Origin of the sequence: Aeromonas sp. QDB63 (assembly GCF_027707425.1) — a bacterium.
Lineage (GTDB): Bacteria > Pseudomonadota > Gammaproteobacteria > Enterobacterales > Aeromonadaceae > Aeromonas > Aeromonas caviae.
The window spans coordinates 25729-39763 of sequence record NZ_JAPCIS010000019.1 but is presented as its reverse complement, the minus strand read 5'-3'; the positions used below and the strand labels follow the sequence as shown (position 1 = coordinate 39763).

General features: G+C 62.6%; 14 protein-coding genes. 5 read left to right on the top strand and 9 right to left on the bottom strand.

Annotated features, from left to right (window positions below):
- Window positions 1-86 precede the first annotated feature (86 nt).
- Both dgt and arcB read right to left on the bottom strand, forming a co-directional pair.
- Window positions 87-1463: a dGTPase gene (gene dgt / locus PG879_RS13025; RefSeq protein WP_201996003.1), complete on the bottom strand. Its 1377-nt coding sequence runs from the start codon at window positions 1461-1463 to the stop codon at window positions 87-89.
- Between the two features lie 29 nt (window positions 1464-1492).
- Window positions 1493-3805 (bottom strand): aerobic respiration two-component sensor histidine kinase ArcB, encoded by a 2313-nt coding sequence (arcB, locus tag PG879_RS13020; RefSeq protein ID WP_210600685.1) that lies wholly within the window; start codon window positions 3803-3805, stop codon window positions 1493-1495.
- Between the two features lie 202 nt (window positions 3806-4007).
- Between arcB and PG879_RS13015 the strand changes: the two genes are divergently transcribed.
- Window positions 4008-5006, top strand: a complete 999-nt coding sequence (locus tag PG879_RS13015; protein ID WP_039040951.1) for a DUF2860 family protein — start codon at window positions 4008-4010, stop codon at window positions 5004-5006.
- 61 nt (window positions 5007-5067) lie between these two features.
- Here the strand turns inward: PG879_RS13015 and PG879_RS13010 are convergent, their stop codons facing one another.
- The 4 genes from PG879_RS13010 to PG879_RS12995 all read right to left on the bottom strand — a co-directional run bounded on the left by PG879_RS13010 (window position 5068) and on the right by PG879_RS12995 (window position 7999).
- Window positions 5068-5760 (bottom strand): DUF3334 family protein, encoded by a 693-nt coding sequence (locus tag PG879_RS13010; RefSeq protein ID WP_029313837.1) that lies wholly within the window; start codon window positions 5758-5760, stop codon window positions 5068-5070.
- A 118-nt stretch (window positions 5761-5878) separates the two neighbouring features.
- Complete coding sequence (locus tag PG879_RS13005; RefSeq protein WP_039040966.1) at window positions 5879-6325, bottom strand: HIT domain-containing protein; 447 nt, start codon at window positions 6323-6325, stop codon at window positions 5879-5881.
- A gap of 73 nt (window positions 6326-6398) precedes the next feature.
- The gene (locus PG879_RS13000) at window positions 6399-7022 is read right to left on the bottom strand and encodes a DUF2057 domain-containing protein (protein ID WP_270830284.1); all 624 of its coding nucleotides are present in this window, start codon (window positions 7020-7022) and stop codon (window positions 6399-6401) included.
- A 74-nt stretch (window positions 7023-7096) separates the two neighbouring features.
- Complete coding sequence (locus PG879_RS12995; protein WP_210600687.1) at window positions 7097-7999, bottom strand: LysR family transcriptional regulator; 903 nt, start codon at window positions 7997-7999, stop codon at window positions 7097-7099.
- Window positions 8000-8096: 97 nt separating this feature from the next.
- Between PG879_RS12995 and PG879_RS12990 the strand changes: the two genes are divergently transcribed.
- Entirely contained in the window at window positions 8097-8699 is a 603-nt protein-coding gene (locus PG879_RS12990) for a short chain dehydrogenase (protein ID WP_041211120.1), read from the top strand.
- A 123-nt stretch (window positions 8700-8822) separates the two neighbouring features.
- On the opposite strand, the gene PG879_RS12985 is transcribed toward PG879_RS12990, so the two are convergent.
- The 3 genes from PG879_RS12985 to dapA form a co-directional block, all read right to left on the bottom strand.
- The gene (locus tag PG879_RS12985) at window positions 8823-9926 is read right to left on the bottom strand and encodes a phosphoribosylaminoimidazolesuccinocarboxamide synthase (protein ID WP_210600689.1); all 1104 of its coding nucleotides are present in this window, start codon (window positions 9924-9926) and stop codon (window positions 8823-8825) included.
- Between the two features lie 169 nt (window positions 9927-10095).
- A complete protein-coding gene (gene bamC, locus PG879_RS12980) occupies window positions 10096-11214 on the bottom strand; it encodes an outer membrane protein assembly factor BamC (RefSeq protein ID WP_029313833.1) in 1119 nt (372 codons plus the stop codon).
- Window positions 11207-12094: a 4-hydroxy-tetrahydrodipicolinate synthase gene (dapA, locus tag PG879_RS12975; protein WP_029313831.1), complete on the bottom strand. Its 888-nt coding sequence runs from the start codon at window positions 12092-12094 to the stop codon at window positions 11207-11209. The genes bamC and dapA overlap by 8 nt, the downstream gene beginning before the upstream one ends.
- A gap of 188 nt (window positions 12095-12282) precedes the next feature.
- On the opposite strand from dapA, the gene PG879_RS12970 reads away from it, so the two are divergent.
- The 3 genes from PG879_RS12970 (at window position 12283) to PG879_RS12960 (ending at window position 14000) form a co-directional block, all read left to right on the top strand.
- Complete coding sequence (locus PG879_RS12970) at window positions 12283-12816, top strand: glycine cleavage system protein R (RefSeq protein WP_010673166.1); 534 nt, start codon at window positions 12283-12285, stop codon at window positions 12814-12816.
- A gap of 23 nt (window positions 12817-12839) precedes the next feature.
- Window positions 12840-13304, top strand: a complete 465-nt coding sequence (gene bcp, locus PG879_RS12965) for a thioredoxin-dependent thiol peroxidase (protein ID WP_010673165.1) — start codon at window positions 12840-12842, stop codon at window positions 13302-13304.
- 195 nt (window positions 13305-13499) lie between these two features.
- Window positions 13500-14000 (top strand): YfbU family protein, encoded by a 501-nt coding sequence (locus tag PG879_RS12960; RefSeq protein ID WP_039040945.1) that lies wholly within the window; start codon window positions 13500-13502, stop codon window positions 13998-14000.
- The last annotated feature ends 35 nt before the right edge of the window (window positions 14001-14035 follow it).

Genomic DNA, 14035 nt, shown 5'->3' with positions numbered 1-14035 from the left:
AAGTTGCCGCAGTGTAAAAAAACACCGAATTTTACGCAATATCTCTCCCACCCATATGGGTGGAATGCGGCCAAAAAGAGGTTCAGTCAAATCCCTGACAACAGCCGGAACTCCTCCAGTGCATAGGTATCCGTCATGCCGCTCACATAATCGAGCAGCAGCCGCACCCGGTAGTACCACTCCTGCTCGCTCTCCTTTTCGAAACGGGGATCCCGGCTCGCCACCGCCAGCCGGTACGCCTTGAGGTGGCGGGCAGAGAGGCGGTGGAACAGCCGCCGGGCAAAGAAGAGCTCGCTCCCGCCGTTGCCTGCGAGCAGCCGCTCGAACTGGCTGACGGGCAGGGCCAGCAGGCAGGCGTAGGTGGAGAGCACCCCGCGCAGGGCGGCATAGCCTTCCAGCTCCAGCGCCTCCACCTCCGGGCGCATGAACACCAGCTCGCGAGCCACCCGCTTGAGGGTATCGAGTACCCGGGCTGCCGGAGCCTGACCGTGCAGCAGCGCCTGGGGATAGGCCCCGCTCAGGATCTGATCGTGCTCGGCCACATAGGTATGGGCGGCCAGCGCCACCAGATCCCGGGTCAGATGCTGGCGAAAATGGGGGAAGAACCCCCGACCGGAGGCAAGCGCCTCATCGAGCAGGTCGGCCATGTAACCGCCCTCGTCCGCCTCGCGCAGGGCTGCCAGCAGTTCGTTCTGGGTGAGGATGTGCCTGTCCACCGCATCCTCGAGATCGGCGATGCAGTAAGAGATGTCGTCCGCCGCCTCCATGATGTAGACCAGCGGATGACGGCACCCCTCGGCCAGCCCCAGGCTCTGGCCGAGGGCACGATAGAGGGGTTGTTCGCTGAAGAAGATGCCGCGCTTGCTGGTCCAGCCGTGGTGCTGACCATAGCCCTGGGGATGGTGCAATCCCGGCAGGGGCTGCTGCGGGTATTTGCACAGCGCCGCCAGTTGCCCCAGGGTGAGGTTCAGCTCGTGCAGGCTGTGCACCAGTCGCAGGCTCTGGGCATTGCCGTCAAACACCAGCAGATCCTGGCGAAGGGTTGCCCACTGGGCGCTCGGCAACTGGTCGTGGGCACGGGCGAAGAGGCCGTCCAGCTCCTGGGCAAGCCACTGACTCATCACCTGCTCGCCGAAATGGCCAAACGGCGGGTTGCCGACATCGTGCAACAGGCAGGACATCTCCACCAGATTGATGAAGGCCCCCTCGCACACCACTCCGGCCGGCAGCGCCGCCAGGATGCGGCGACTGATCTGGCGACCGGTCTCCTGCACCTCCAGCGAATGGGTGAGGCGGCTGCGCACCGAGGCTTTCACATCGAGCGGGAAGACCTGGGTCTTCTGCTGCAACCGACGCACCGGCGCCGCCTGCACGATGCGGGTGCGGTCCTGCTCCGTCGCCTCCAGCAGGTCTTCGTCTCCCCAGGGGTGAATGCGCTCGGGGGGGATCAAACGGTCATACATGTCGTGGCTCCTTGCCTGAGGCGTCGTGTCTACGAGAGCAGCCAGCGCCGCAGGCGGGCGATGTCACCCGGGTATTCCCGGCGCAGGGTTTCAATCCAGTCTTCCACGTTCTCCCACCAGGCGGGGTGATCCGGGCTCTGGATAAGCTGGGCCGTCTGCTGCAACCGGCGCAGGCCGATGGAGCCCGCCGCCCCCTTGATCTTGTGGGCCTCCTCCACCACACCGGCCTGATCCCTGGCAATCATGTTGGAGTCGAGTACTGCCATGTAGTCCGGCATCATCTTCTCGAACAGCTCGACGCTGGAGAGCAGCACCGGCTTGCCGACCGTGCTGGCGTAATCGGTGAGGAAGGGCAGATCCAGCAGGGCATCCTGATGGTGGACATCGTCCTGCTCGTCCGCCTCGTCCCCGGCGAGATCCGCAAACAGGTGGCCTATCACCTCCCGCACCGCCTTGGAGCCCAGCGGCTTGTTGATCACATCCTGCATGCCGTGATCCCGGTAGTACTGGCGATCGCCGGTGGCATTGGCGGTGAGCGCCACCATGGGGGGCAGGCTGTCGCCGTAGCGCGCGAGCAGTTGCTCCGCCACATCGAACCCCGTCATATCCGGCAACTGGATGTCGAGCAGGATCAAGTCGAAATCATCCGGGTTGGCCATGGCCAGCGCCTCTGCACCATCCCGCGCCACCTTGACCTGATGGCCGAGCTTGTTCAGCAGAGCGCAGGCCACTGTCACGTTGAGCTCGACGTCCTCCACCAGCAGGATATCGAGGCAGGGCATCTCGGGCTCCGGGGCCGCGGCCTTGGGCTCGACGCAGTCCACCTCCAGCTCGGCGGTGAAGCAGGCGCCTTCGCCCGGGTCGCTGTCCACGTAGAGCTGGCCGCCCATCGCCTGCACCAGCTGACGGGAGACCGCCAGCCCGATGCCGGTGCCGGTGGCGTGCTTCTTGCCCTGCACCTGATAGTACATGGCGAAGATCTTCTCCTGCTGGGCGCGGGGAATGCCCACCCCGGTGTCTTCCACCTCGAAGTGCAGCGCCAGCTTGCCCGGTTCATCAGCGGCGTGGGCGAGACAGCGTATGGTGACGCCCCCTTCATCGGTGAACTTGACCGCATTGCCCACCAGGTTCCACAGCACCTGGCGCAGCCGGGTGCCGTCCGCCATCACGAACTGGGGCATGTCGCCGTCCCGGTCGAAGTGCAGGTAGAGCCCCTTCTGCTCCGCCTGGATGCGCGACAGCGTCTCCAGCTCGTCGAGGAAGGCGGGCAAATCCAGCGGAGCCGGCGCAATCTCCAGCCGACGACGGTCGAGCTTGTCCAGATCGATGATGTCGTTGAAGATGTTGCCGAGCGTCACCGCGCTCAGGTGGATGGTCTTGAGCTGCTGCTGCTGTCTGGCATCGAGGGGCGTATCCATCAGCATCCGGCTCAGTCCGACGATGCCATTGAGCGGGGTGCGCAGCTCGTGGCTGATGGTGGAGATGAAGGTGGTCTTGTCCCGACTCGCCTTCTCCAGCTTGTCCTGGTACTGCTTGCGCTCGGTGATGTCGCGACCAAAGCCGAGCAGGCCGAGCCGCTTGCCGAAGCGGTCGAAGAAGGGCACCTTGCGCAGCTCGAAGTAGGCCTTGCGGCCATCGGGATACTCCAGCCACTGCTCATAGGTGAGCGGCTCGTTCTGGGCGAAGACCTGCTTGTCGGTCTCCACCACCTTGCTGGCGATGTCGTGCTTGTAGACATCGAACGGGGTCAGGCCGATGAGTTCCGCCTCCACCTTGCCGGTGAGCTCCTCCATGGCGCGGTTGCAACCGGAGAACTGCTCGTCCTCGTTGCGGTAATAGACCAGATCGGGGGAGCAGTCGATGAAGGAGCGCAAGAGGGCGGTACGCTCCCCCAGATGCAACTGGGCCTTCTCCCGCTGGAACACTTCGTTTTCGAGATCCTCGATGGCTTGCTGGCGCAGGGCCTCGGCCCGGTTGGTCTCGGCGATCTGGGCGTTGAGCCGGCTGATGTTCTCCTGCAACTGGCTGTTGAGCTCGAGATCCCGCTCGCGCATGTCTTGCAACTTGCGCACCATCCGGGTCAGCCGTTGGCGGGAGTCCTCCAGCTGATCCACCACGATGGAGAGAAAATAGACGGCCCAGGGGGTCACCAGCAGGCCGAAGAAGACAGAGCGCACCAGGTCGACGATGTCCACGGTGCCGCGCAAAAACAGGGTCACCCCCATCTGGATCGAAACGGCCAGCACTATGATGGCGGTGGCCAGGAACATGCTGAAGCGCACCAGTCCCAGCTTGGTCATCAGGTCGACGTAATATTGCGCCCAGGATTTGATCTGCTTCATCTCGTTGTTTTCTCCCCTTTTCTTGCGCAAACAGGATACCAGTACGGCGCCATGAACTCTTGTCCGTCGCGTATTCAATTATTGATTAACGTCACACTCCGGCTGGGGTAGCATGCCTGCCATGCCTCAGTCAGCACCGGTTCCACCGGAATACCGGGGCGCACTGTCACCCTTCTCATTCGTTATGTCAGGAGCATACCCGATGCGAAATCATGTTCTGTTGAGCCTTGGCCTGCTGGTCGCCACCACCGCCCACGCCGATCTGGGGGAGATCCCCCGCCAGACCGGCTGGTCCGGTTTTCTGCTGGGCGGGGTCAATGCCGGCAGCCACAAGTCCAACTTCTATGCCGGTGACGACAGCAACAGCCGTATCGATGATCTGGGCTCCCCCGGCCGCGAAAGCGGTCTGAGCCCGCTGCTCAATGCCGATATCCGCTACACCTTCGCCGATACCCGCACCCAGGTCTTCCTCGGCAACCTCATCCAGGACGCGGTGCGCTTCGACTTTACCCAGCAACTCGGTCTGCGCCAGGAGATGGGTGACAAGGGTATCGTCGCCACCTCCCTGGTGTTCAACCTCATGCCGGTGGAAGTGTGGAGCGATCCCTTCGCCACCGGCGTGGATCGCAGCGCCACCGATCTCACCTCGAAAGGGGTGCGCTTTGCCTGGGACAGGATCTGGGGCAGCAACGTCTACGCCACCCTGACCAGCCGGGAAGTGGAGCTCGACGAGGAGCGCAGTGGCCAGCAATATGACCTGACCCACGGCACCCACTACGCCTCCATGCTGAGCCGCAATGGCAAGGTCCACGACCTGGCACTCTCCTACCAGTACCACTTCGGCGGCGACCAGTTGCTGGAGCCCGCCTTCCTCTACAAGGAGGCCCGCCTGGACGGGAGTGCGGAGAGCTTCAAGAACACCGGTCTGCAGCTGACCTATGCCAAGCGCGCCTCCCAGTGGTCCATCGTGAGCAACCTCTACGCCGGCAAGCGCAAGTATGACGAGGCGAATCCCCTGTTCGGCCAGCGCGCCGATGCCAGCGAGTTCGCCCTCAATGGCACCTTCTTCTGGCACAACCTGTTCGGCATCAAACCCCTTGCCGCCACCTTCACCGCAGCCTACTCCAGCGCCGACTCCGACATCGACTTCTACGATGCCGAGGCGCTTCGCTTCAGTACCGGGCTGCTTTACAACTTCTGACCCGCCCCAAGCAAGAAGGCCACCCCCGGGGTGGCCTCTTCATTTGCACAACCCTCGACCATCAGATGCCGAGGGAATCCAGCAGATCGTCGTGCTCGTTGCTCGCCGGCGCGGCCGCCGGTGCCGGTTTGGCTGACTGCTTGGCCTGGGCGATCAGCTCGTCGGGATCCACCTCCTCCTGCACGCCGCCATCATGGATCCGGATAAACTCCGTCTTGTCCATGGCCAGCTCCAGATAGAAGATGTTGTTGCTGGCGGTGAAGAAGGTCACCCGGCGGGTCTCGGGATTGTCGAGGTTGGTGTCGACGCTCAGCATCACCTGCTTGTTGAGCGCCAGCATCTTGGGCTGGTTCTGGGTGATGTGGGTCTGCAGCTCGCGCCCCACCTTGGTGGTGAAGCTGCCGACGATCTGGTTCATCAGCTCGCCCATGACGTTGCTCACCTCGTCCGAGGTGTGGGAGATGGCGAGATCCTCCTTGGAGAGCCCCATGCTCAGCATGTAGCTCTGGTAGAGCTCCATGGCCGCGGCGGCGGAGAAGTTGATCACCACCAGCCCGGAGAAGCCGCCGTCAAACAGCACGAAACAGCCGATGTCAGGCTTGAGGCAGGTCTTGCTGATCCGCTGCACCATGCCGGAGAAGCGCACCTGGGTCTGGGTCGCCGCACTCAATACGCTCGTCACCGAATTGCACAGGCTCAGCAGTACGTCCTCTGTGGTCAATACGGCATCATCCTCGGATCTTGTCACTATCATGGAACCTTCCTGCTGATCGAAATAATGGGGCTGTCACTCGTGTCGCCCATGTCACCATGCACCGACGCGATACGCTAACAGATTGCGTGATCCCGGTGCCCAAAGCGCGAGCCACCTCTCACTTGACTGGATTATCAGTCAGAAATGGCTGAAATCCATCCAGGGTAGCCAGACGGGTTTGCCAACTGGCAGCCGCCCCTTGCAAGGCCTGCTCCTCATAGGGAATGGCGGGACAGGCACCCCAGATGGGGCCGGGCCAGGCCGCATCCGAGCTGAAGCGGGCCACGTGGTGCAGGTGCAGCTGAGGCACCAGATTGCCGAGGGCCGCCACGTTGATCTTGTCCGGGCCGAGTGCCCGCTCCATCAGGGTGGCGACGGCGCAGGACTCCTGCATCAACTGCTGTTGCTGCTCGGGGGCCAGATGATGGATCTCCCGCAGGTTGGCGACCCGTGGCACCAGAATCAGCCAGGGATACTGGCTGTCTTTGGCCAGCAGGACGCGGCACAGGGGCAGATCCCCCAGTATCCGGGTATCCGCCTGAAGGCGGGGGTGCAATTCAAACATGGGGGCCTCGCTGATCAACATGGGCACATCGGGAATCAAAGATGTGCCCACGTTACTGCAACGGGGAGCAAACTTAAAGGCGCGGCACGGCCCAACCGATGAAGCGCTTGCGAAGCGCGGGGTCCGCCTGCAGGAAAAGCTGTTGCAACTGCCCTTCCAGGGCGCTGGCCGGCACGGAGGAGGCCCGGGGCGTCGCCACGGCGGCCGCAGTCACATCCGCCGCACCGGCGAGCACGGCAGGCCCCTCGCTGCGGTTGTACTCCATCAGCCTGGCATGCCAGTCCATGCCGATCTGCATCCCCTGCACCATCAGCGTATCCTGGCGCACCTCGAGGGGCTGCCCCCCCGCCACCAGGCCCAGGACAGGGGCCCTGGCGTAGCGTTCCATCCCGGCCTCGTCCGCAGGCACGGGAGCCTGCAGGCGCACCGACTGCCGGCGTGCCTCATAGCGAAGCACCTGAGGCTCGGAGCGAACCTGGCGATCGTTGTCGCTGCTGTTGCGACTCGGGATCACCCCCTCGTAGCGCACCAGCAGTTGCTGCTCCCCGTCGGCCAGCACGGCATGCTGCTCGTCCTGCACCTTGCCGGCGCTCACCGCCAGGATCTGGAAATCCCGGGGCACCTCGACCCTGACCTCGGCCTGCACACCGCCGCAGCACAGCAGCGCAACCCCTGCCCAACCCTGATGACGCTTCATTCCCTGACTCTCCTTTCGCGATGAAGGGCGCAGGGTAGCAGCCCCAGATGACAGAAAAATAACGGGATGCAGGCTCACCCCAGCAGATAATGGGGCCGCTCGGCAAACCACTGGGCCAGCACCTGCTTGAACAGCCGGATCTTGCGCGGCACCCGGCGCTGCTGGGCGTGCAGCACATGGATCGGGTGCAGGCCGGTCTGCCACTCCGTCAGCACGGCCACCAGCTCCCCTCGGGCCAGGCTGGCCTCCACCAGCATCAGTGGACACTTGGCAAACCCCATGCCCGCCCGGGCCAGTTGCAGCAGGGTGCTGTAGTGGTTGGCCCGCACTCGCCCCTGCACCAGGATGTGCGCCTCCTCCTCCCCCTGGCGAAAGTGCCACTGCTCCCAGTCCGGGTTGTGGCCCTGCAGCAGGCAGGAGCGCCCCCCCAGCTCATAGGGAGTGGCGGGGATCCCCTCCCGCGCCAGCAGGGCGGGGCTTGCCACCACCACATCCTTGAGCCTGCCGAGCGGCAGGGCCACCAGGTTGTCGGGGATCAGCTCCATGGCCCGCAGGGCAATGTCATTCTCCCCCTGGCTCATGTCGATCATGGCATTGGTGAAGTTGAGCTCGACCTGGACGCCGGGGCAGAGCTCGGCAAAACGGGCGAGCAGTTCGCTCACCATGCGGTCCCCCGTGCTGACCGGGCAGGTGAAGCGCAGGCGGCCGCTGTCCTCCTCGGTCAGGGCGCGGATCCCCTCCTCCGCCTCCCGGGCCAGGGCGAAGATCTCGCCGGCCTGCTGGTGAAGCACCCGCCCCGCCTCGGTCAGGCTGAGTCTGCGGGTCGTGCGCTGGAGCAGCTGGGCATTGAGGGCGGACTCCAGGGCGCTCACATGGCGGCTCAGCATCCCCTTGCTCACCCCCAGGGTATCGGCAGCGGCGGAGAAACTGCCCCGTTGCACCACTTCATAGAAACTGGCCAGGTGGGTGATATCCATCATTAGCACCAATATGGAAACAATGGGTTCATCATAAGCGCTTTTTCTCCCTTTTTATCCCGCTATCATCAACTCATCTCAACCAGGAGCGATAGATATGAAGATTGTGATTGTGGGTGCCTCCGGCACCATTGGCGCCGCCGTCAGCGAACTGCTTGCCCAGGATCACCAGGTGATCCGGGTCGGTCACAGCCAGGGGGATGCCAGAGTGGACATGCGCGACCCCGCCTCCATCAGAGCGCTCTTCGAGCAGGTCGGGTCCTTCGATGCCCTGGTGGTCGCCAGCGGCAGCGTCGCCTTCAATGCCCTGACCGAGATGACGGACGAGCAATGGCAGGTGGGGCTTCAGAGCAAGCTGATGGGCCAGATCAACCTGACCCGGGCCGCCATTGCCCACCTGAGCGACCGTGGCTCCATCACCCTCATCAGCGGCATTCTGAGCGAGGAGCCCATCCACTGGGGGGTGAGCGCCACCACCATCAACGGTGCCATCGAGCACTTCGTGAAAGGGGCCGCCTGCGAGCTGCCAAGGGGCATTCGCATCAACGTGGTGAGCCCCACCGTGCTGGAAGAGTCCATGGGCAAGTATGCCGACTTCTTCCCGGGCTTCGTGCCGGTACCCGCCGCCCGGGTGGCCCAGGCCTACAAGAAATCGGTACTGGGGGTACAGACCGGTCAGATCTTCCGGGTCAATGGCTGAGCGCTCCGGACAACCCAATGAAAACGGGCCCCGTCATGGGGCCCGTTTTGTCATCTGCGTTGCAAACGCCTCCCCTGCCACCGGCAAACGTTTGTGCGCCTGCGGCAAAAAAAGCGGTCGGCCTCAGTCGATCAGGCCGTACTGCTCCCGCAGTACCTCGATGATCTCCTGCTTCGGATTGGCACTGCGTACCAGCGGCTGACCGATGATCATCTCGGCGATCCCCACATAGGTGCGGGAGATATCCATCATCACCTCGGTGGGCAGCTTGTTGTCCCGGGCCAGGGCGAAGCGCTCGGGCATGCGGTTCTTGTTGAGCAGGATGTCCGGATCCGGGAAGTGGTTCAGCAGCCACTGGCGGAAGCCCTCTTTGGACTTCTCGATGATCTCGCCGCCGCGAAGGGCTGCGCCGTCCCAGATGCGGGAGCTGTCGGGGGTGCCCACTTCATCCATGTAGATGAGCTTCTCGCGACCGGCGGCATCGGTCACGTAACCGAACTCGAACTTGGTGTCGACGAAGACCTGATCCAGGGCAGCCAGCGCCTCGCTGATGACGTTGAAGCCCTCTTTGAGCAGCGCCTCGTAGTGGTCGATGTCCGCCGGGGAGCGGAAGCCGAAGGCCTGATGGTGGCGCTCGATGTCGCCGCGGGAGACGTTGACGTCGTCCGCTTCCGGCACGCCATCCAGCCCCTTGAGGATCCCCTTGGTGGACGGGGTGATGAGGATCTCGGGCAGCTTCTGATCCTTCTTGAGCCCTTCCGGCAGGGTGATGCCGCAGAATTCCCGCTCACCATCCTTGTAGGCACGCCACATGGAGCCGGTGATGTACTGGCGGGCAATGGCCTCGATCATCACGGGACGGGCTTTTTGCACGATCCAGACGAAGGGGTGCGGGATGTCCAGGATGTGGCTGTCCGCCAGCCCCTGCTCCTTGAACAGCTTGAACCAGTGGCTGGAGATGGCATTGAGCGCCGCGCCCTTGCCCGGCACGCCGTTCAGACCGTCCACCCCTTGCCAGATGCAGTCGAAAGCCGAGATGCGATCACTGATCACCATGAGGGCCAGGGGCGTATCGGCCGGCACATCATAGCCTTTCTCCCGAATGAGCCGGGCACTGTCTGCCGGGGTCAACCAGTAGACGCTGCGCACTTTGCCGGAATGGACAGGTTTATCGGTACGGATCGGCAAATCGTCGTTCACCGCCAATACTTGATCTGCAAGACTCATGGCTAATAACACTTCCTGTTGTGGGACTAGTTAGGCAGGGGCACCAGACCCCTGTCTGTGGGGGATTCACATCATCAGGTACTCAGGCCCGGGGCAACCGGCTCGGCACGCTGGCCCTGCGGCAACCCGGACATAACAAAACAGGGGCGCGAGGCCCCTGTTTCCATGCTTACTTCGCCCCCTGATCGGCCAAGCCCTTGGCAAAGGCCTCGGACAGGCTGATGTACATCTGGGAGATGACACCGGATGCGACAGGCTTCTTGTCCTTGTCGAACAGGGTGATGGAGGTCTTGCCGCCCGTCATCTCGCCGAGCTGGAAGCGATACTTGTCTTCCTCGAGCTTGAACGGTTCCGCTCCCTTGGCCTTCCAGAACTCGCTGTCCGGCTCGTCGTACTCCACGTCGATCCAGCCCAGGGACTGCTGGGTATCCTTGATGGTGAAACCATAGGCAGGCAGCACCTGATTGAGGCGGCGCCACACCTGGTCAAACGACCCTTCGGCAATCCAGGCGCTCAGCTCGTTGTTGTCCAGACCCAGCTCCAGCCCCATGCCATCGCTGGACTTGTGCTGTTCACGGGCCTTGAGCTGCTTGTCGTAATAGAGGGAGAACTGGTTCAGGGCGCGGGTAGCATAACGCTGAGCGTCCGCCGGCGTCAGCACAGTGCTGGTCTCGCCGTCGATGGTCTCTTCGTGATCCAGCACCCGTACCGACATCTTGATGGCGTGGCGCTGCACATCGTTGCGCAGGGTGAACTGGTAACGCTGACGGATCTTGAAGTCATCGTCATCTTCCGCCCAGCCATCGAGCACCGCGGAGTTGTCAAACCAGCCGGTCTGCAAGACGCCGTCCTGCTGGTCCAGCTTCTCGGTGGTGACCTTGTGTTCGGCCAGGAAGTTCATCAGGAAGGCCCAGGTATCGCGCTCCACGCTCTGGGAAGTGCTGAGGGCATAGAAGGCGACGGTCGGCTCGCTGGCATTGGCCACCACCTGGCTGCCGGGCACCACGGTGAGCAACTGGGCGGGCGGACGCACGTCCACCTTGGCCCCGAGGGCGCCCTCACGGCTGCTCTCGGGCAGGGCCGGAATGTCGAAATTGCTGTTAAAGGCGGGGGTACTCAACCCGGCGGGCACAAGGAAGGCGCGGCCTTCGAGGCGGCTCTCTTCATACTCGAAGCCACGGTTGGCCATTTTGCGTTCCTGGGGTGAGCTGCAGGCAGCCAGCACGGCCACCGTCGCGACACTCAGTACCAGGCGCACTGCATTTCCCTTTCCATTTGCTTTAAACACTCGCCATCAACTCCGCAGTCGTCAGTGCTCGCGCCATCGCCGCTTCCCCCTCGGGGGTGAGATCGGTCAGGGGCAGACGCAAGGTCGCCGTCGCCATCAATCCCAGCCGGGCACAGGCCCATTTCACCGGGATGGGACTCGGTTCACAGAACAGAGTCTGATGCAACGGCATCAATCGATTGTTGATGTCATGAGCCTGCCCGGCATCACCGGCCAGGGCAGCACGACACATGTCGGCCATCTGGGGCGCCGCAATATTGGTGGTGACCGAAATGACACCATCGCCCCCTTGCAGCATAAAATCACATCCGCTGGCGTCATCGCCACTATAAAGCGCGAAATCCGGCCCGCACAGTTCGCGCAGCAGCGGGGTACGGCCAAGATCGCCAGTCGCTTCTTTCAAACCTATGATGCCGGGCACCTTGGCCAGACGGGCCACCGTCTCGGGTTTGAGGTCACAGCAGGTGCGACCGGGCACATTATAGAGAATTTGAGGCAGACCACTAGCCTCGGCGATCGCACAATAGTGACGATAGAGGCCTTCCTGGGTGGGTTTGTTGTAATAGGGGGTAACCGAGAGACCCGCCACCACGCCCATGGTGGCGAAACGCCGGGAAAGGGCGATGGCGTGAGCAGTATTGTTGGAGCCGCAGCCCGCGATGACGGGAATGCGTCCGGCGGCGTACTCCACCGTCTTCTCAACCACGGCGATATGTTCCTGCTCGCTCAGGGTGACCGACTCTCCCGTGGTTCCCACGGCGACGATGGCGCTGGTCCCGGCATCCACATGATATTCCACCAGCGCTGCCAGACTGACCCAATCGATGTCGCCCGAGGGCAGCATGGGGGTAACGAGCGCAACAATACTACCGCGTAACATGGATAATTCTCCCGATTTTCAGGGGCGTAATGGTAAAGCTGCCCCTTTTGAAAAACAAGGGAGGCACGGGACAAGCCGTGTTACCATCCGGCACAAAACGTATGAATGCACGCGCGCGCAAGAGGCCTCCCAGCAGGGTACCGGCACCCGCGGTCAACGCATTCTCAATAATGGACGAGAGACGATTTATGACTCACTACCTGGTCGTAACGGCCATCGGCACGGACAGGCCTGGCATCGTCAATGAGGTGACCCGTCACGTCAGTGGCTGCGGTTGCAACATTGTCGACAGCCGTCTTGGCATCTTCGGCAACGAATTCACCTTCATCATGCTGCTGTCCGGTGACTGGAACAGCCTGATGCAACTGGAAATCAGCCTCCCACTGCGCAGCCAGGAGTGGGATCTCATCACCATGATGAAACGCACCGAGCGCCACCACTCCCTGCAATATGACATCAGCGCCAGCGCAGAGGTGCTGATCCGGGATCAGCCGGGCATCGTAAGTCAGTGCACCCAGTTCTTCAGCGATCACGGCTGGGACATCCAGGCCATGCAGACCATCACCCTGGAACAGCAGCCCTTCAACCTGCTCAAGGCGAACTTTCAGTTGAATCTCTCCAAGCAGGGAGAAGAGCCCGGTTCGAAGACGGCCTTCGCCGATTTCTGTCGTGGACTGGGCGCCGAGTCGTTCGAATTCATCGTCAATCACAAGTACGCCTGACGGCGTTTATCCGAGGAGACCCCATGTCACCACTAGAAGCTGGTACCCAGGCCCCCGATTTCTCCCTCTCCGATCAGGACGGCAATCAGGTTCGCCTCGCCGATCTGCGCGGCAAGAAGGTGCTGATCTATTTCTACCCCAAGGCGATGACCCCGGGTTGCACCACCCAGGCCTGCGGTCTGCGCGACGTCAATAGCGAGCTGGCTGCCCTCAATGTGGTGGTGCTCGGCATCAGCCCGGACAGCGCCAAGCGCCTGAAAAAGTTCGAGGAGCGCGACAACCTCAACTTCCGCCTGCTGGCCGATGAGGATCACGCGGTGGCCGATGCCTTTGGCGTCTGGGGTCCGAAGAAGTTCATGGGCAAGGAGTATGACGGCATTCATCGCCTGAGCTTCCTCATCGATGAAGAGGGCAAGGTTGCCCATCGCTTCGACAAGTTCAAGACCAGCGATCACCATCAGGTGGTGCTCGACCTCGTCAAGGGCTAAGCCACCAGCGGCATTGTTGCAGGGCTCGCCATGGCGGGCCCTCCTCGTTTCACCACGGCATCAGCCCCCACTCTCTGGCGGCTCACCAGGGCGCCTCTTACCCCTTTTTCTCGCCAACCTCCCCTCTCAGATCAAAAAATTCATCCTGGATATGGGTTAACGTGACCCCAGATTCATTTTCCAGCGAGACAGCCCATGAACATGAGCCACACCGAACGCCTGATCCTGAGCAACCAGTACGAGATCCTGGCCAAACTCAATCCGGAAAAGGCGGCGTTTTACCAGCGTGCCAGCACCATCGTCGAGCGCGGCTACTGCCTGCAGATCCTCGAGCTGGAGAAGAGCTTCGGCCACCTGGATCTCGCCACCTGCCAGGAGGTGCTGGACACTCTGGAACTGCACCATGCACTGGCCATCTCCTGGGGCAACCTGGATGCCAGCGCCCGGGCCGATGTCAACGAGAGCCGCCTTGCCTTCAACGGCTACAGCCGCAGCCAGGAGCGGGAACTGGCGGATTACGTCTGCTTCCTGCTGGAAGTGGACAAGCGCTTCCCCGAACTGCCCTGCCCCTGCGATGAGCTCTCCAGCGACATCGCCATGCGGGACAAGTACCAGCGCATGCTGGCGGTCTGGCGTCAGTGCCCCCGTCAGTACAAGCTATCCATCCAGGAGATCAGCAAAGTGCTGGCCGCCTGAATGTGAAAAAGGCGCCTGAGGGCGCCTTTGTCGTC

Excerpts from the sequence above, each read along its gene's own strand:
- dapA (WP_029313831.1), bottom strand. The coding sequence starts at position 12,094 with ATGTTACGCGGTAGTATTGTTGCGCTCGTTACCCCCATGCTGCCCTCG.
- PG879_RS12985 (WP_210600689.1), bottom strand. The coding sequence starts at position 9,926 with ATGAGTCTTGCAGATCAAGTATTGGCGGTGAACGACGATTTGCCGATC.
- arcB (WP_210600685.1), bottom strand. The coding sequence starts at position 3,805 with ATGAAGCAGATCAAATCCTGGGCGCAATATTACGTCGACCTGATGACC.
- PG879_RS13000 (WP_270830284.1), bottom strand. The coding sequence starts at position 7,022 with ATGAAGCGTCATCAGGGTTGGGCAGGGGTTGCGCTGCTGTGCTGCGGC.
- PG879_RS12990 (WP_041211120.1), top strand. The coding sequence starts at position 8,097 with ATGAAGATTGTGATTGTGGGTGCCTCCGGCACCATTGGCGCCGCCGTC.
- PG879_RS12960 (WP_039040945.1), top strand. The coding sequence starts at position 13,500 with ATGAACATGAGCCACACCGAACGCCTGATCCTGAGCAACCAGTACGAG.
- bcp (WP_010673165.1), top strand. The coding sequence starts at position 12,840 with ATGTCACCACTAGAAGCTGGTACCCAGGCCCCCGATTTCTCCCTCTCC.
- PG879_RS13015 (WP_039040951.1), top strand. The coding sequence starts at position 4,008 with ATGCGAAATCATGTTCTGTTGAGCCTTGGCCTGCTGGTCGCCACCACC.
- PG879_RS12995 (WP_210600687.1), bottom strand. The coding sequence starts at position 7,999 with ATGGATATCACCCACCTGGCCAGTTTCTATGAAGTGGTGCAACGGGGC.
- dgt (WP_201996003.1), bottom strand. The coding sequence starts at position 1,463 with ATGTATGACCGTTTGATCCCCCCCGAGCGCATTCACCCCTGGGGAGAC.
- PG879_RS12970 (WP_010673166.1), top strand. The coding sequence starts at position 12,283 with ATGACTCACTACCTGGTCGTAACGGCCATCGGCACGGACAGGCCTGGC.
- PG879_RS13010 (WP_029313837.1), bottom strand. The coding sequence starts at position 5,760 with ATGATAGTGACAAGATCCGAGGATGATGCCGTATTGACCACAGAGGAC.
- PG879_RS13005 (WP_039040966.1), bottom strand. The coding sequence starts at position 6,325 with ATGTTTGAATTGCACCCCCGCCTTCAGGCGGATACCCGGATACTGGGG.